The sequence below is a fragment of the Photobacterium pectinilyticum genome (assembly GCF_024357955.1).
GTDB classification, from domain to species: domain Bacteria; phylum Pseudomonadota; class Gammaproteobacteria; order Enterobacterales; family Vibrionaceae; genus Photobacterium; species Photobacterium pectinilyticum.
This window is the reverse complement of record NZ_JANEYT010000005.1, coordinates 33231-50556: the sequence shown is the minus strand read 5'-3', so window position 1 is coordinate 50556 and position 17326 is coordinate 33231. Positions and strand designations below refer to the sequence as shown.

The 17326-nt window shown below is 50.9% G+C and carries 21 protein-coding genes; 13 read left to right on the top strand and 8 right to left on the bottom strand.

Going from position 1 to position 17326, the window contains the following annotated elements; all coding sequences use genetic code 11:
• The first annotated feature begins 133 nt into the window (after positions 1-133).
• A complete protein-coding gene (gene degS, locus NHN17_RS03645) occupies positions 134-1201 on the top strand; it encodes an outer membrane-stress sensor serine endopeptidase DegS (protein WP_255040781.1) in 1068 nt (355 codons plus the stop codon).
• Between the two features lie 101 nt (positions 1202-1302).
• Here the strand turns inward: degS and murA are convergent, their stop codons facing one another.
• Genes murA through mlaF form a run of 7 tightly spaced genes read right to left on the bottom strand, consistent with a single transcriptional unit; the run spans position 1303 to position 5926 of the window.
• Complete coding sequence (gene murA / locus NHN17_RS03640; RefSeq protein WP_255040780.1) at positions 1303-2559, bottom strand: UDP-N-acetylglucosamine 1-carboxyvinyltransferase; 1257 nt, start codon at positions 2557-2559, stop codon at positions 1303-1305.
• Between the two features lie 9 nt (positions 2560-2568).
• Complete coding sequence (gene ibaG, locus NHN17_RS03635; RefSeq protein ID WP_255040779.1) at positions 2569-2826, bottom strand: BolA family iron metabolism protein IbaG; 258 nt, start codon at positions 2824-2826, stop codon at positions 2569-2571.
• Positions 2827-2846: 20 nt separating this feature from the next.
• Positions 2847-3158 carry an STAS domain-containing protein gene (locus NHN17_RS03630; protein ID WP_255040778.1) on the bottom strand — a complete coding sequence of 104 codons (312 nt, stop codon included), beginning with the start codon at positions 3156-3158 and terminating at the stop codon, positions 2847-2849.
• Positions 3151-3795 carry a phospholipid-binding protein MlaC gene (mlaC, locus tag NHN17_RS03625; RefSeq protein ID WP_255040777.1) on the bottom strand — a complete coding sequence of 215 codons (645 nt, stop codon included), beginning with the start codon at positions 3793-3795 and terminating at the stop codon, positions 3151-3153. Before mlaC ends, NHN17_RS03630 begins: the two co-directional genes overlap by 8 nt.
• Positions 3796-3807: 12 nt before the next feature.
• On the bottom strand, positions 3808-4284 hold the full coding sequence (mlaD, locus tag NHN17_RS03620; protein WP_255040776.1) for an outer membrane lipid asymmetry maintenance protein MlaD: 477 nt from the start codon (positions 4282-4284) through the stop codon (positions 3808-3810).
• A 38-nt stretch (positions 4285-4322) separates the two neighbouring features.
• Positions 4323-5105 (bottom strand): lipid asymmetry maintenance ABC transporter permease subunit MlaE, encoded by a 783-nt coding sequence (mlaE, locus tag NHN17_RS03615; RefSeq protein WP_255040775.1) that lies wholly within the window; start codon positions 5103-5105, stop codon positions 4323-4325.
• Positions 5102-5926: a phospholipid ABC transporter ATP-binding protein MlaF gene (mlaF, locus tag NHN17_RS03610; protein WP_255040774.1), complete on the bottom strand. Its 825-nt coding sequence runs from the start codon at positions 5924-5926 to the stop codon at positions 5102-5104. Before mlaF ends, mlaE begins: the two co-directional genes overlap by 4 nt.
• Positions 5927-6349: 423 nt before the next feature.
• Here mlaF and NHN17_RS03605 point away from each other — a divergent pair, with 423 nt between their 5' ends.
• From NHN17_RS03605 to mgtE, 12 genes are all read left to right on the top strand, one after another.
• The gene (locus NHN17_RS03605; protein WP_255040773.1) at positions 6350-7318 is read left to right on the top strand and encodes a calcium/sodium antiporter; all 969 of its coding nucleotides are present in this window, start codon (positions 6350-6352) and stop codon (positions 7316-7318) included.
• A 14-nt stretch (positions 7319-7332) separates the two neighbouring features.
• Positions 7333-8310 (top strand): KpsF/GutQ family sugar-phosphate isomerase, encoded by a 978-nt coding sequence (locus NHN17_RS03600; protein WP_255040772.1) that lies wholly within the window; start codon positions 7333-7335, stop codon positions 8308-8310.
• Entirely contained in the window at positions 8310-8861 is a 552-nt protein-coding gene (gene kdsC / locus NHN17_RS03595; RefSeq protein ID WP_255040771.1) for a 3-deoxy-manno-octulosonate-8-phosphatase KdsC, read from the top strand. The genes NHN17_RS03600 and kdsC overlap by 1 nt, the downstream gene beginning before the upstream one ends.
• Positions 8858-9415 (top strand): LPS export ABC transporter periplasmic protein LptC, encoded by a 558-nt coding sequence (gene lptC / locus NHN17_RS03590; RefSeq protein WP_255040770.1) that lies wholly within the window; start codon positions 8858-8860, stop codon positions 9413-9415. The genes kdsC and lptC overlap by 4 nt, the downstream gene beginning before the upstream one ends.
• On the top strand, positions 9402-9905 hold the full coding sequence (gene lptA, locus NHN17_RS03585) for a lipopolysaccharide transport periplasmic protein LptA (protein ID WP_255040769.1): 504 nt from the start codon (positions 9402-9404) through the stop codon (positions 9903-9905). Before lptC ends, lptA begins: the two co-directional genes overlap by 14 nt.
• Positions 9906-9912: 7 nt before the next feature.
• A complete protein-coding gene (gene lptB, locus NHN17_RS03580; protein ID WP_255040768.1) occupies positions 9913-10638 on the top strand; it encodes an LPS export ABC transporter ATP-binding protein in 726 nt (241 codons plus the stop codon).
• Between the two features lie 110 nt (positions 10639-10748).
• A complete protein-coding gene (locus NHN17_RS03575) occupies positions 10749-12239 on the top strand; it encodes an RNA polymerase factor sigma-54 (RefSeq protein ID WP_255040767.1) in 1491 nt (496 codons plus the stop codon).
• A 26-nt stretch (positions 12240-12265) separates the two neighbouring features.
• Positions 12266-12553, top strand: a complete 288-nt coding sequence (gene hpf, locus NHN17_RS03570) for a ribosome hibernation promoting factor (protein ID WP_255040766.1) — start codon at positions 12266-12268, stop codon at positions 12551-12553.
• Positions 12554-12556: 3 nt separating this feature from the next.
• A complete protein-coding gene (gene ptsN, locus NHN17_RS03565; protein ID WP_255040765.1) occupies positions 12557-13006 on the top strand; it encodes a PTS IIA-like nitrogen regulatory protein PtsN in 450 nt (149 codons plus the stop codon).
• 40 nt (positions 13007-13046) lie between these two features.
• Positions 13047-13898, top strand: coding sequence for an RNase adapter RapZ (gene rapZ, locus NHN17_RS03560; RefSeq protein WP_255040764.1), 852 nt, complete (start codon positions 13047-13049; stop codon positions 13896-13898).
• Positions 13898-14173 carry an HPr family phosphocarrier protein gene (locus tag NHN17_RS03555; protein WP_255040763.1) on the top strand — a complete coding sequence of 92 codons (276 nt, stop codon included), beginning with the start codon at positions 13898-13900 and terminating at the stop codon, positions 14171-14173. Before rapZ ends, NHN17_RS03555 begins: the two co-directional genes overlap by 1 nt.
• Positions 14174-14406: 233 nt before the next feature.
• Positions 14407-15765: a magnesium transporter gene (gene mgtE / locus NHN17_RS03550; protein WP_255040762.1), complete on the top strand. Its 1359-nt coding sequence runs from the start codon at positions 14407-14409 to the stop codon at positions 15763-15765.
• Positions 15766-15941: 176 nt separating this feature from the next.
• On the opposite strand, the gene pmbA is transcribed toward mgtE, so the two are convergent.
• A complete protein-coding gene (gene pmbA, locus NHN17_RS03545) occupies positions 15942-17285 on the bottom strand; it encodes a metalloprotease PmbA (RefSeq protein ID WP_255040761.1) in 1344 nt (447 codons plus the stop codon).
• Positions 17286-17326: the final 41 nt, after the last annotated feature.

Sequence of the window (17326 nt, the reverse complement as noted above, 5' to 3'; positions counted from 1 at the left end):
GAACCAGCTTAGTTCCGACTAAACTTTCATTCATTTATTCAATAAAATACACAGCCAACATTTGGTATCTTGTCTAAGGTAATGATACCCTCTTCGATTATTATCAGTAGTTTATTCACTCAAGGGAGCGAACATGCTGGCTTTTTTGGCTAGATCCATTTTGCTTGGTGTCGTGACAGCCATCGCCCTGCTGCTTATCTTCCCTGCCCTTCGCACCCAAATGTTCGATACGCCTCAGGTATTGGCCCCGGTTGAAGTTAACCAGACCCAAGTTTCTTTTAACTATGCCGTTCGCCGCGCTTCCCCGGCAGTCGTGAATATCTACAACCGCCGCTACAATGCCGAAGACCGCCTGCAACTTAGCACCCAAGGCTTGGGCTCGGGCGTGATCATGAGCGACAAAGGTTATATCGTCACCAACTATCATGTTGTGGCAGAAGCCGATCAAGTTATTGTTGCGCTGCAGGACGGCCGTATCCTCACCGCCCAACTGATCGGTAAAGATCAGCGTACCGATTTGGCGGTGTTGAAAATCCAAGCCGATAATTTACCGGTGATCCCAACCAGTCCTGACTACCGTCCCGCCGTCGGTGATGTGGTGCTGGCAATCGGCAACCCATACAACCTGGGCCAGACCACCACTTACGGGATCATCTCCGCTACCGGCCGCTCGGGAATGAGCTTCTATGGCCGGCAGGACTTCTTACAAACCGATGCAGCCATTAACGAAGGCAACTCTGGTGGTGCCCTAGTCAATACCCGCGGCGAGCTTGTCGGGATCAATACGGCTTCCTTCCAACAGACAACGGATATTGAAACCTACGGTATCTCGTTTGCGATTCCCTATGAGCTAACCCAGAAAATCATGGATAAGCTGATTGCCGACGGGCGGGTTATTCGCGGCTATATTGGCTTGGAAGCGCGGGATATCAACCCTGTCATGGCAAGGCTATATGATGCCGAGCAGATCAGCGGGATCATCGTTATGGGTATGGATCCTAACGGCCCGGCCGCCAACGCTGGCTTCAAAGTGCAGGATATCTTGATAGAGATTGACGGTAAACGGATCACTGACCGCCGTAACGTACTGGATGTCGTTACCGAACTCCGCCCAGGTACTGAAGTCGAGATGAAAGTACTACGCAACGGCAAGCCGACTAACCTGACAGTGAAAATTGGTGATGAACCAAGTGGGTATTAAAAACTCAGGCTAGGGGCGATAGGCTATAAGGTCCGAAAAAAAGACACAAAAAAACCAGCCGAAAGGCTGGTTTTTTTGTGTCATTCAAACGGTAATTATCATTACTCGCTAAAACGCTCGATGTTCATGCCTAGGGCGCTGAACTTGTCTTCAATATGCTCGTAGCCGCGGTCGATGTGATAGATACGATCAACTATCGTCTCACCTTTCGCGATGCTACCGGCAATCACTAGGCTGGCAGAGGCACGCAAGTCCGTGGCCATTACCTGAGCACCGCTCAGGCCATCGGTATCACCACAGATCACCGTGTTGCCTTCGATTTCTGCATGAGCACCCATACGGATCAGCTCAGGGATATGCATGAAACGGTTTTCGAAAATCGTTTCAGTAATGATCCCCGTTCCTTTCGCCATCAAATTCAACAACGAGAACTGCGCCTGCATGTCTGTTGGGAAACCTGGATGCGGCGCCGTGCGGATATTAACGGCTTTTAGCTCACGGTCAGTCATGTCTAAGCTGATCCAGTCATCACCGGTTTCAACCTTAGCGCCGGCTTCTTCAAGCTTGGCCAACGCCGCTTCCATCAATGATGGACGGGCATTGCGACACATGATCTTACCGCCAGAGACAGCAGCAGCAACCAAGAATGTACCGGTTTCGATACGGTCAGCGACGACTTCGTGGTAGCCGCCACCCAAACGCTCAACACCTTCGATAGTGATGGTATCGGTCCCGGCACCAGTAATCTTCGCACCCAGCGTATTGAGAAAATCAGCCGTATCGACAATTTCCGGCTCGCGGGCCGCATTTTCGATAACGGTTGTGCCTTCGGCCAGTGTTGCCGCAGACATGATAGTCACGGTCGCACCCACGCTGACTTTATCCATCACAATATGGGCACCTTTCAGGCGACCATCAACCGAGGCTTTCACATAACCTTCTTCCAAGGTGATTTCTGCACCTAGCTGCTCAAGGCCGTGGATATGTAGATCCACAGGACGAGCACCAATTGCACAGCCGCCCGGCAGAGACACCTGGCCTTGACCGAAACGAGCCACTAGCGGGCCCAGCGCCCAAATTGATGCACGCATGGTTTTCACCAACTCATACGGCGCACAGAACTCATTGACCGGGCCAGCATCCACATGGACTGAACCATTTCGGGAGACTTTGGCGCCCAAGCGGCTCAGTAGTTCCATGGTGGTGTCGATGTCACGTAACTTTGGCACATTCGCGACTTCTACCGGCTCTTCGGCCAATAGGGCTGCGAACAAAATAGGCAATGCTGCATTCTTAGCACCAGAAATGGAGACTTCGCCACTCAATGGGCCACCGCCCTGGATTCGAAACTTCTGCATCATTACCTCTTAAGACAGGGACATCAATTTTTTGTCACGCGCCCATTCTTCAGGCGTGTACGTTTTGATGCTCAACGCATGAATTTCATTCGCTGCGATCTGCCCCATCAGCGGGCCGTAGATAGCCTGCTGTTTTTTAACACGGTTCATACCTTCAAATATGGCGCCAACGGCAATCACTTCGTAGTGGCTGCCATCGCTCTTGACGATCACTTCGTCAAGTTCCAGAGCATTTTCTAGAATATTCTTAATTTCAGAGATTTCCACAAGCTATCCTCTTTCGCTGCTCATTCAATGCAAGCAGCTAACATTGACTCAACGTGACTCAGACGAAGCAGCGTGACAAGCTGCTCTGGCACATTCAATATTTTCAGCTCAGCCCCATTCAGGCTCAGCTGTTGGTATACGTGCAGCAACATCACCATGCCAGCAGAGTCGATCCGCCCAACCGCCGCCAGATCAAGCTGTACAGCGCTATCTTGCGGCATCCATTCATGGCGTTGCTGCCAAAAAGCTGGAACTGTGTCACGTTCCAATGCCCCTGACAAGTGGTAAAGACCATTTTCCTGAGCTTGCCACCCAATCTTTTGCTTAGTCATTGTTTTCTGACTCACGACGGATTGGCTTGGCCGCTAAGCGCTTCAGATCTTGGGTCACAGCATCAACACCCTGGCTGCGCAGCTGACCACTCCACTCACTCTGTTTAGTCGAGATCATGCTGACCCCTTCAGCCACCATATCAAAGCCTTGCCATTCGCCAATTTTCTTGTTCTTACGTAACTTGAAATCCAGACGGATAGGTGGGCGCTTGGTATCAACAATATCTACACGGACAGACACCACAGTGCGATTGTCCGGGATCGATTTTGGCGACTCGATTTCAATGTCCTGATCCGTATACTGGGTCAGCACTTGAGCATAAGAGGCAACCAGGTAGTCAGTGAACGCGGCCACAAAGTTATTACGCTGCTGCTCCGTGGTTTTTTTCAAGTTAGGACCCAATACCTTATAAGCGGCATAGCGAGTATTGATATAAGGCAGCAACTCTTGCTGCACGATGGTGCGCAAACGTTCAGGATTTTGCTGGATCGAACTCTGCTCCGACTTCAAGCGGGCAAACGTTGCCTTCGATACCTGCTCCATCATAGTGTAGGGGTTGCTCTTGTCGACCACAGCAGCCTGCGAAACCAGCGGCAAGCAGATAAACATCATAAGTACATAACGAAACCATTTCATAAGTGTGCTCTCTTAGTTACTGTCTTCACCGATGCTATACAACACCTGGCCAATCATATCTTCCAAAACGAGTGCGGATCGGGTGTCCTCAATCAAACCACCATCTGTAAGCATCTCAATGCCTTCATCAACAAAGCCAGGGGAAATCCCAAGGTACTGCTCGCCCAATAGGCCAGAGGTCAAAATGGCGGCCGAGCTCGTCTCAGGGAAATACCCAAATTTTTTCTCTATCGCCAGGGTCACCACCGGCACATAGGTTTCCGCTTCTAAACTAATCTTAGTGATTTTCCCCACCGTCACCCCACCAACCTTGATCGGCGAGCGAACTTTCAAGCCGCCAATATTGTCGAAATGCGCCTCAAGGGTATAGGTGTCCGATCCCCCCAAGTTCTGTACATCGGCAACCTTGAAGATCAACACCAGTAGGGCTGCAAAGCCAGCCAATACAAAGCTGCCTACCCATAATTCTAGTTTTTTCGCTTGCTGCATCAGTTTTTTCCCTGTTGTATTACCGCATTGCGGCTTTATCAGTTGCCAAACATCATGGCGGTAAGGACGAAATCCAAGCCCAGCACAGCCAAAGACGAATTCACCACGGTACGGGTCGTTGCCCGACTGATCCCTTCGGATGTCGGTGCCGCATCGTACCCATTAAATACCGCAATCCATGTGACGGTAATGGCAAACACCACAGACTTGATAATGCTGTTACCAATATCGTAACCAAGGTCGACCGAAGACTGCATCACCGACCAGAAGCTGCCGTAATCAATCCCTTTCCAATCTACGCCTACCAGCTGACCGCCCCAGATACCGACAGCGCAGAACAGCATCGTCAGCAGCGGCAACGAAATGACACCGGCCCAAAAACGCGGTGCAATCACCAGACGTAGAGGATCAACGGCCATCATTTCCATACTCGACAGCTGCTCGGTGGTTTTCATCAAGCCAATTTCAGCCGTCAATGCCGAGCCAGCCCGTCCGGCGAACAGCAAAGCGGTCACCACCGGCCCCAACTCTCGCAGCAAAGACAAAGCAACCATTTGGCCAAGGCTGGTTTCGGCCCCGAAGTCCACCAGCACAATATAACCTTGCAGACTCAAAACCATGCCGATGAACAGGCCTGAAACCAAAATAATCGCTACCGACAGCACACCGACCGAATACAGCTGTCGCAGCAACAGCGGGAACATCCTGCCAGGTTGAGGCCGACTAACCAGCGCGCCGTAAAGTACCAGTGTTGCCCGGCCCATAGTCTGGAATATATCCAGCGCCCGCCGGCCCTGACGGGAAACAAACTCAGTGATCATGCTTGCTGCTCCTTGCCATCACTCGCAAACAAATCCTGCTCCATTGGCAAGGCAGGATAGCGGAACGGCACCGGCCCATCGGCGTAGCCATCAATAAACTGGCGAATACGTGGATCGGGATTATCCAATAGCTGCTGCGGCGTGCCCTGACCAATAATCTGGCTACCAGAAAGAATATAGACATGATCGGCAATACTCATTACCTCAGGCACATCGTGGGAAACAATCACCGATGTAATACCGAGCGCCAGGTTAAGATCGCGGATCAGCTTTACGATCACGCCCATAGTAATCGGGTCTTGGCCGGCAAAAGGTTCATCGTACAAAATAAGATCGGGGTCAAGGGCTATCGCCCTTGCCAGTGCGGCCCGCCGGGCCATACCACCAGAGAGTTCACTCGGCGTTAGCTGAGCTGCTCCTCTAAGACCAACGGCCTCAAGTTTGAGCAGTACCAAGGTACGCAACAAATCTTCCGGTAACTCTGTATGCTCGCGCAGCGGAAAGGCCACATTGTCAAACACCGTCATGTCAGTGAACAACGCCCCGGACTGGAATAACATGCTCATTTTCTTGCGTGCTTGATACAGCTCGCTTCGGCTAAGGGTTGGTATATTCCAGCCGTCGAACCAGATATCGCCGCTATCCGGTAAGATCTGTCCCCCAATAAGCCGTAGCAAGGTGGTCTTTCCGATCCCTGAGGGCCCCATGATCGCCGTCACTTTGCCCTTCGGTACATCCAGCGACACATCATCGAAGATTTTCCGCTCACCACGGGAGAAAGTCATATGCCGGATGGAAACCAACGTTTCTGTCTGCTCCATAGTTACCTTATTTTGGCCGTCCTGCCTGTCCAATTACCCACCTGCTATCATAACAAGCGACATTATATGAATAGAATTAATTAGTTATCTTTATGTCTTTGATGATAGGTAGAATATGCTAGCAACTCAAGAGATGAACTGTAAGAAGTCTGTGATTTCTCGGTCCGGTTGACAATTACAGTGTACGCCAAGCCCAAAACGCCTCCCCTCTTTGAGTCGGATCCGTCCCGCCCTGTTCAGGCTCTTCGCCAAGGACATAAAAATCCTCCTCTATTAATCAATTTCTCACCCCTTTTGCTTTCTTTTTCATGACCGAACCGTCAAAATTGGTCTCTTATATTTATCACCCCCAATTGGATCACAGTCCCACACCCGGCATGCAGTAGTGATTCAATCCAGCACACTTTTACAAAAGGGATAACAATGCTCGAAGCCATCGTGTTTCTCTGTATCGGCCTAACCTTACTGGTATGGAGCGCAGATCGACTTGTTTATGGCGCTGCGGCGCTTGCTAAAAATTTTGGTGTTACACCACTTGTCATTGGCATGACTATCCTTGCCATGGGCTCTTCCGCCCCTGAAATGATGGTCTCGGCAACCGCTGCTCTGGACGGCAAAACAGACACCGCTGTCGGAAATGTGCTGGGCTCAAATATCGCCAATATTGCCCTTATCCTCGGTATTACTGCACTGATCAAGCCGCTGTCTATAAGCTCTGGTATCATCCGCCGCGAACTGCCGTTAATGATGACTGTGACCCTTGTCGCTGGTGTGCTGCTGTGGGATAACCACCTTGGCTTCTTTGAAGGTGTTCTTCTCGTTGTCCTGTTTGTTCTCTTTTTGCTAGCAATGCTGAAAATCAGCCGTAATGCCAAAGCAACCGGTGGCGATCCACTTGTTGAAGAGCAAGAGTCAGAGATCCCAGACGGTGTCAGCAACCCAAAGGCCATCATGTGGACTCTGATTGGTTTGGTTCTACTCCCTTTTGCTGCGAGTATGCTGGTTGATTCGGCCGTGACCATTGCCAAATTTTTCGGCATGAGCGATCTGGTGATCGGCCTGACGATTATTGCCATTGGTACCAGCTTGCCTGAATTGGCGGCGTCTGTTGCCAGTCTGTTCAAAGGCGAAGATGACATGGCCGTCGGTAATATTATCGGTTCCAACGTCTTCAATATTCTGGCAGTAATGGGGATCCCAGGGCTACTTAACCCATCAAACCTAAGCCCGCTAGCAATGGGGCGTGACTACTACGTCATGCTGGGTGTATCAGTATTGTTGGTACTAATGGCTCTTGGAAAGCGTCGTCGAATCAACCGGGTAGAAGGTTTCATCCTGCTGGCAACGTTTATCGCCTATCAAGGTTATCTGTTTTATAATCTAGCGGCCTAATGGAGAGGAATAGTATGTCTACAGCGTTTGATTATTGCGAAATTGGCCGTAAAGTTATTGAAATTGAAGCCGATGCGCTCAAAGGGCTAACCCATTATATTAATGGTAGCTTCACTGAGGCTTGTCAATTGATCAGCAACAGCAATGGCAATGGCAAAGTTATTGTCATGGGGATGGGGAAATCCGGTCATATTGGAAATAAAATGGCGGCGACCCTAGCCAGTACTGGCACACCCGCCTTTTTTGTCCACCCAGGAGAAGCCAGTCATGGCGACTTGGGAATGATCGAGAAAGGCGATGTGGTGCTTGCGATTTCCAACTCTGGAGAGGCGTCTGAAATCCTGACCCTGCTGCCTGTGATCAAACGCTTGGGCATTCCACTGATCAGCATGACCGGCAAACCGGAATCCAGTATGGCAAAGCTGTCGCAGATCCACTTGCAGATCACCGTCAACAAAGAAGCGTGCCCGCTCAACCTGGCACCGACATCCAGCACTACCGCAACGTTGGCGATGGGCGATGCTCTGGCCATCGCCTTGATGGAGGCCCGCGGTTTTACTGCTGACGACTTCGCCCTATCCCACCCGGGGGGCGCACTGGGCCGTAAATTACTGCTACGTATCAGTGATATCATGCACACCGGTGAACGTCTGCCGGCAGTCAGTGAGCAAGCGCTGATCAAAGATGCATTATTGGAAGTCTCTCGCAAAGGCTTGGGAATGACGGCTATCATTGATAAAGAGCAGCAACTGCTTGGTATCTTTACCGATGGTGATCTTCGTCGCCTGCTGGATAACCGTGTTGATATCCACAACACGGCTATCGGCGAGGTGATGACCCGCAACCCAGTGACAATCCGCGCTGACGTGCTTGCTGCCGAAGGCCTGAAATTGATGGAAGATCGCAAAATAAGTGGCATTCTAGTAACCGATAACGGTGTATTGGTCGGCGCGCTAAACATGCATGATCTACTGAAAGCGGGAGTGATGTAATGCAAATAGATACCCTATACGGCCCAGTCAGCCAAGCTGTATTTTCCCACGCCCGCACTATTCAGCTACTGATCTGCGATGTTGACGGTGTCTTTTCTGACGGCCGTATCTACATGGGCAATGATGGCGAAGAGCTAAAAACGTTCCATACCCGCGATGGCTATGGCATTAAATCCTTGATGGGGGCCGGTATCGAAGTGGCCATTATCACCGGCCGCAAATCAGCAATTGTCGAAAACAGGATGTCGGCTTTGGGTATCAAGCATGTCTATCAGGGGCAGGATAATAAATTAGCCGCCTACGAAGACATCGTTGCCAACCTAGGCATCGCTCCGGAAAACACCGCCTATATTGGCGATGATCTGATTGATTGGCCGGTAATGGAAAAAATCGGTCTTTCCGTCTGTGTTGCCGACGGCCATCCCCTATTAGCCCAGCGTGCAGACTTTGTCACCCGTATCCAGGGTGGATTCGGTGCCGTTCGCGAAGTGTGTGATCTGATCCTTGAAGCCCGAGGGGAATTGGACAAACATAAAGGCTTAAGTATATGACCTTACAGCGGCTACTCTATGCACTGTTGATTGTCATCTGTGCATGGACAGGCTATTACCTGCTTGAAAAGCACTGGGCAGAGGACATCCAAGTTGCCCCGGATACAGAGAAACCGATTTTCACTGGCAAGTCTGTTGTCAATACGTCCTACAATGAGTCAGGGCTGCGCAGCTACCAGATCGATGCCGATTACCTTGAGTACTTTAGCCAGAGCGGCAATACAGACTTTATCGAGCCAGTGTTGTGGGTCTATAAAGACGGCAGTGAAACCGAATGGCGGATCAGCTCCAATGAAGCACGGCTGGACAAAAAGCATATCTTGCAAATGACCGGTAATGTTCGTATTTTCAACTTGTTGCCTGACTCAGCTGTTCGCGTTATCCAAACCGACACCTTGCGGCTGGATTTGGTTAGCAAGGACTTCGACACGCCGGATCATGTCATTATTACCGGTGATTCCTTCCAAAACGAAGGAACAGGCATGAAAGGCAACATGGACCGTAACATCGCCACCTTATTAAATAATGTAAAAGGTAGATATGAAGCGCTATAAATTAATGACCCTGCTCTGCCTGTGCCTGAGCACAACCAGCTGGGCACTGAGTAATGACACCGAGCAGCCTATCTATATCGACTCAGACAACCAAGAGTTAGATATTCAGAAGAATATCGTTACCTTCACCGGCAATGTCATCCTACGCCAAGGCAGTATTGATATCCGTGCCGACAAAGTGGTAGTCACTCGCCCTGGCGGTCAAGAAGGTCAAGAAACCATTGATGCTTTCGGCAATCCGGCGACATTCCACCAGCTGATGGATGACGGCAAGCCAATAGATGGCTCCGCCAAAAAAATGCGCTATGAGACTGCCACCGAATTCCTCAAGATGACCGACGAAGCGGTTCTGATTCAGGAAGGCAGCGAAATTAAAGGTAACGTGATCAGCTACCGCATCGACCAGCAGAAGTTGGTGGCCGAAAGCGGCAAGAAACAGCGCGTCACGACAATCCTTCAGCCGAACCAGTTGAACAACGACAAGAAGTAACCATGCTATGGCAACCTTAAAAGCACAACACCTAGCCAAAAGCTACAGCGGCCGCAAAGTGGTTTCTGATGTCAGCCTAGAGGTCAAATCGGGCAAGATTGTCGGTCTACTTGGGCCCAACGGTGCCGGCAAGACCACCTCTTTCTATATGATTGTCGGCCTAGTTGCCCGTGACGAAGGTACCATCACCATTGATGATACCGACATCAGCCTACAGCCGATGCATAACCGCTCGCGAATGGGGATTGGCTACTTGCCGCAGGAAGCATCGATCTTCCGCAAGCTATCGGTCCACGATAACCTGATGGCGGTACTGCAAACCCGCAAAGAGCTGTCAAAACTTGAGCGTCAGGAAAAACTGGAAGAATTGTTAGATGAATTCAACATACAGCACATTCGCAATAGCTTAGGTATGGCACTATCAGGGGGTGAACGACGCCGGGTGGAAATTGCGCGAGCATTGGCTGCTAACCCGAAATTCATCCTTCTCGATGAGCCTTTTGCCGGCGTTGACCCTATATCTGTGATCGATATCAAGAAAATCATTGAACATTTGCGCGATCGTGGCCTTGGCGTACTGATCACCGATCATAATGTAAGGGAAACTCTGGATGTCTGTGAGCAAGCTTACATTGTTAGCCAAGGGCAACTGATTGCCCACGGTACGCCATCAGAAGTACTCAATGACGAACATGTAAAACGAGTCTATCTGGGCGACCAGTTCCGTCTATAGTTAATTTATAAAGGCTTTTTTGAAGCCGTGATGGACGCAGAGGGTTCACTCACCATTTTGGGTACTAGGCAGCAAAAACCAGCGATAAATATAAAGGTACATACAATAATATGAAAACCTCGCTCCAGCTTAAAATTGGTCAACAATTGGCAATGACGCCGCAACTGCAACAGGCCATCCGCTTGTTGCAGCTATCAACTCTGGATTTACAGCAGGAGATCCAGGAGGCATTGGATGCAAACCCGTTACTAGAGCTGGAAGAAGGGACCCAAGAATCGACCAACGACGAAAGCGACGGCAATTCGACCACAGCCGAGACCACCGATAACAACAGCGATGACGGCCTGTCTGAGGTCGCTGACGCTGACTCATTTGACACATCCGATGCTATCGAGCAGCGAGAGATGCCAGAAGATCTTCCGGTCGATACCACATGGGACGATGTCTACAGTGCCAGTACTGGCAATACCGGTATCGCCTTAGATGACGACATGCCGGTATATCAAGGCGAAACCACCGAAAGCCTGCAGGACTACCTGATGTGGCAGGTTGATCTGACCCCGTTTAGCGAGACCGACCGTACGATCGCAACGTCCATTATTGATGCCATCGACGAAAAAGGCTACCTCACCTGCTCGGCCGAAGATATTCTCGATAGCCAAGGCGATGACGATGTCGAGCTCGATGAGGTGGAAGCCGTCCTCAAGCGTATCCAGCAATTTGACCCGCTGGGCGTGGCCTCTCGCAACCTGCAGGAGTGCCTATTGCTTCAACTGGCAACTTTTGAGCCGGATACCCCTTGGCTCGCTGAAGCCCGGATGTTGCTGACCGATTACATCGGCCTGTTGGCAAATCGTGATTACCGCCAGCTAATGCGTGATACCAAGCTCAAAGAGCCTGAACTCAAGCAAGTGATGCAGTTGATCCATGGTTTGGAACCTCGACCGGGCAACCGCGTCGTTACCTCAGAGACCGAATATGTCGTCCCTGATGTCTCGGTATTCAAAGATCACGGCAAATGGGTCGTCACCATCAACCCAGACAGCGTGCCGCGGATCAAAGTCAACGAACAGTATGCGGCTCTGAGCAAGAGTACCCGCAATTCAGCTGACAGCCAGTTTATCCGTACCCATTTGCAAGATGCAAAATGGCTGATAAAAAGCCTGGAAAGCCGCAACGAAACCTTATTGAAAGTCGCCCGCTGCATTGTCGAGCACCAACAGGACTTCTTCGAATATGGCGAGGAAGCCATGAAGCCTATGGTACTCAACGATATTGCGCTGGCGGTCGATATGCATGAATCCACGATATCCCGCGTGACGACGCAGAAATACATGCACACGCCGCGTGGGATTTTTGAATTGAAATACTTCTTCTCCAGTCACGTTAGCACCGATAACGGTGGCGAGTGTTCATCCACCGCTATCCGGGCCTTGGTAAAAAAACTGGTTGCCGCCGAAAATCAGGCCAAACCATTAAGTGACAGCAAGATAGCGACATTACTGGCGGAACAAGGGATCATGGTAGCAAGACGAACCATTGCTAAATACCGTGAATCGCTGGGCATTCCGCCGTCCAATCAGCGAAAACGTCTGCTCTAACAGACGCCACAAGAAGGAAGATGTCTATGCAAATCAATCTCACTGGCCACCATGTAGAAATTACTCCATCCATGCGTGAGTACGTGGAGACGAAGTTCAATAAGCTAGAGCGGTTTTTCGATAAAATCAATAATGTCCATGTCATCCTGAACGTAGAGAAACTCCAACAAGTTGCTGAGGCGACGCTGCACATTAACTCAGGAGAAATCCACGCAAAAGCGGATTCTGAAAATATGTATGCCGCTATTGATGCATTAACTGATAAACTGGTTCGTCAACTTAACAAACACAAAGATAAGCTCAACAGCCACTGAATCATGCAACTGAGTAATGTATTGAGCCTGGACTGCACGAAAAGTGCAGTCCCCTGCTCCAGTAAAAAGCGCGCCTTGGAAATCATCAGCGAAGTTGCTGCCAAGCACCTAGACCAAAACCCCCAGCCGCTGTTTGAGTGTATGCTCAGCCGTGAAAAAATGGGCAGTACCGGTATCGGCAACGGTATTGCGATCCCGCATGGCCGGATCAGCAGCAGCGATCAAGCCATTGCCATACTCATCCAGTGTCAGGATCCTATCCAATTCGACGCTATCGACAACCAACCTGTGGATCTGCTATTTGCCTTGCTTGTTCCTGACGAGCAGTGCCAGCAGCACCTCAAGACTCTGTCCTGCATGGCGGAAAAGCTAAGCAGCAAACAGGTCTGTAAGCAGCTACGCACCGCAAAAAGTGACGAAGAGCTTTATCAAATCCTCACCAGTGATTCATAATGATCGCCACACTCTCCATGAATGTTAAGGATTGCCAGCCATGATGTTAATGGTCGTAAGCGGACGCTCAGGCTCAGGAAAATCCATCGCCCTACGGGTATTGGAAGATCTGGGATACTATTGCGTTGATAACCTTCCGGTTAACCTACTCCCTCAGTTCATTGAGACCCAACAAGGCAACCAGCAAAACATTGCCGTCAGTATTGATGTACGCAATATGCCGGAAGATCCTGAAGAAATCAGCCATACCTTGGACACCCTCGGTGACGACGTCGATGTCAATGTGATTTACCTTGATGCCGATGACAAGACGCTGGTCAAACGCTACAGCGAAACCCGTCGTCTGCATCCGCTCTCACGCCATGGTATGACTCTTGAGCAGGCCATTTTGTCGGAAAGTACCCAGCTTTCCAGCCTCAAGGCCCGAGCCGATTTAGTGATAGATACCACCACCAAATCAATTCATGACTTGAGTGAAACGGTCCGCTCACGGGTGCTTGGCCGCGAATCGCGCGAGCTGATCATGGTATTCGAATCCTTCGGCTTTAAGCACGGCCTGCCCAACGACGCCGACTATGTGTTTGATGTCCGCTTCTTGCCGAATCCACACTGGGTCCCTGAGCTTAAGCCACTGACCGGTTTGGATCAGGAGGTCAAAGACTACCTGTCGGGCCATGCCGAAGTCAGCCAGCTCATCTACCAGGTACGTAACTTCATCGAAACCTGGTTGCCAATGCTGGAGAAAAACAACCGCAGCTATATCACCGTAGCCATTGGTTGCACCGGTGGCCAGCACCGCTCGGTCTATATTACCCAACAACTGGCGGAGTATTTCCGCTACGAAGGCCATCAAGTTCAGGTTAGGCACCGCACGCTGGAAAAAAGCAAATAATGACCATTTTCTCTCGCGAACTGTTTATCAAAAACCGCCTGGGCCTTCATGCCCGGGCTGCCATCAAACTGGTTGAGTTGGCACAAAGCTTCGAATCTAGCATCACGATTAGCAATGGCGAAAAGAGTGCCACCGCCGACAGTGTAATGGGGCTACTGATGCTCGAGTCAGCCCAAGGCCAGCAGGTACTGGTCTGCGCCGAAGGCGGCGATGCCGAGCAAGCGATTAATGCGGTCAGCACCCTGATCGAAGCGGGCTTTGACGAAGAAAATTAACCGTATCAAGCCACTGCCAACGCTAACAGGCAGCATACTCCCCCCCACTCATTACCGGCAACCCATCCGCTCGTGCAATAATTCATCAATTCCTCTCACATCTGGTGAGACACACCCCGATGATTACGTTAAAATTCAGATTATTGCGCTGTTATACCATCTAGTCATCCGCCATTTGCAAGACGGGTGCGCGGTGGTATTTCACATCTGAGTCATTTGGGGTACTGCAAACAATGGCCGATGTCATCGATCAAGATCAAACTCATCAAACGCTGCAAGAAGTCAACCAGGCGCTTGAAAACGGCATGTTTGTCCATGTCCGCCGTATGCTCCAGAATATGGAGCCGGAAGATATTGCCCACCTGCTAGAGGCCTCTCCGCCCAAAGAGCGTCAAGTCCTGTGGCAACTGACCGATCCCGAAGAGCAAGGCGAGATCCTTGACGAGCTATCAGAAGACGTCAAAGACGGCATTGTTGCCCAAATGGCACCGGATAAGCTGGCTGCTGTTACCGAAGGGATGGAAACGGATGATGTCGCCTACGTTCTCCGTAGTCTGCCCGACAGCAAGTACCAAGAAGTACTGGCCCAGATGGATGCCACCGATCGGCACCGGGTAGAAAAAGCACTGGCCTATCCGGAAGAAACGGCCGGTGGGATCATGAGCACCGACTTCATTACCATCCGCGGCGATGTCACCGCCGATGTCGTACTTCGCTACCTGCGCATGAGAAGCGAGCTGCCAGAAGCCACCGATGCCCTGTATGTTGTCGACCAGAACGAGAAGCTGATCGGCCATTTGTCACTGGCGACCCTGATCACTACCCAGCCTGATATCGAAGTCCATGATGTGATGGACGACGCTGACGAGGCGATTCCGGTCGATATGGATGACGGCGAAGTCGCCAACCTGTTCGAGCGCCGTAATTGGTTGTCGGCCCCGGTTGTTGATACCAACAACCAGCTCGTCGGTCGTATTACGATCGATGATGTGGTCGATATTATCCGTGAAGACGCTGAACACTCGATGATGAGCATGGCGGGTATGGATGATGACGAAGATACCTTTGCACCGGTAGTCAAGTCGGCCAAGCGACGCAGCATCTGGCTAGGTGTCAACGTACTGGCCGCGCTGGCCGCTGCATCGGTCTCCAACCTGTTCGAAGAAACCCTAGAGCAAATGGCGGCCATTGCCATCTTGATGACCATCGTACCTTCAATGGGCGGTGTTGCCGGAAACCAAACCGTTGCATTAGTGATCCGCGGTTTAGCCGTTGGACACATCGGAGAATCCAACACCCGCTGGCTGTTGAGCAAAGAAGCTCGGGTCGGCCTGCTCAACGGTATTCTTTGGGCTGCGATTATTGGTGGTGTGGTGGTGTTCTGGAAGGGAAACCTGCTACTGGGCGCCATTATCGCCGGCGCCATGCTCACCAACCTGCTGGTCGCCGGTGTTGCCGGGGTCTGTATTCCTATCATGCTCAAGAAAATGAACATCGACCCGGCATTGGCAGGCGGAATGGCTCTGACAACCATCACCGATATCATTGGCCTGTCCGTCTTCCTCGGCTTAGCAACGCTATTTCTTGTCTGAATCATTTCTGTAACGGCTAAGCCCGAAAACCGACATAAAAAAAGCGAGAGCAGACATGCTCTCGCTTTTTTATGGCGAGTTCCTGAATCCTAGAACCGAGAACCTAGAACCTAGAACCTAGAACCTAGAAACAGCTCTCTCTAGGAGCGAGGATCTATCTCCTAGGATCCCTAGGGTTATTCACCCGCGATCTTCATACTATCAAGTAGCATTGAACCGGTTTGGATCTGGCTGCGGATTTCGGTATCAGTGCCAATCGCCACGATATTCTGCATCATATCTTTAAGGTTACCGGCAATCGTAATTTCACTGACCGGGTATTGGATTTCACCATTTTCTACCCAAAAACCAGCTGCACCGCGGGAGTAATCACCGGTCACGATATTTACGCCCTGGCCCATCAATTCAGTCACCAACAGACCGCGATCCATCTTCTTGAGCATCTGCTCGAAGCTCTCACCCGTCGAGTTCACCAACCAGTTGTGGATACCACCGGCATGCCCGGTCGGCTGACGGCCAAGTTTACGGGCAGCATAACTCGTCATCAGGTACGATTGCAGACGACCATCCTGGATAATCTCTAGATCTTTGGTCGCCAAGCCTTCGCTATCAAATGGCGTACTGGCCATACCGCGCAAGATATGAGGACGCTCGCTGATGTTGAGCCACTCAGGGAAGATCTGCTCACCCAACTTATCAAGCAGGAAGGTCGATTTACGATATAGGTTAGAACCGCTGATCCCCATCACCAAGTGGCCAAACATACCAGTAGCAATATCGGCAGCAAACATCACTGGCGCTTCACGGGTTGACAATTTCTGTGGATCAACACGGCCAGCCGTTCGTTCAGCAGCATGCCTGCCAACCGTTTCCGGCGTCCATAGCTCACTTGCATGGCGTGCCGTGGTGTAGCTGTAGTCACGCTCCATCTCACCGTTCTTGCCTTCGGCAATCACACAGCAACTGATACTATGACGGCTTGAGGCATAGCTCGCCAGCATGCCGTGGCTATTACCATAGACGCGGATCCCATAGTGACTGTCATAGCTAGCACCGTCGCTCTGCTTGATACGAGGGTCAAACTCCAGTGCTGCCTGCTCAGCACGTGCCGCAATCTCTGCAGCATGATCTGGCTCAGGCTCATCTGGGTGGAATAGATCCAAGTCAGGAATATCCTTAACCATCAGCTCTGCAGGGCCAGGGCCGGCAAACGGGTCTTCTGATGTATAAAGGGCAATATCCAATGCCGCCGCAACCGTCTGGGAAATGGCCTTCTCACTCAAATCCGACGTTGAAGCGCTACCTTTACGCTGGCCACGGTAGACCGTGATACCCAGAGCACCATCGCTATTGAACTCAACATTCTCGACTTCGCACATCCGGGTCGATACGCTGATCCCTGTGGTTTTATTAATCGCGACTTCCGCTGCATCGGCTTGTTGGCCAGCAACTTCTAGTGCTTTTGCCACTGCGGCCTCTAGTTCCACACGCTGCTGGGCAACCTGTTCTCTCACGTCCATACTTATCGTCTCAAAAATGGCCATTCCGTTCTGGTCCGCTT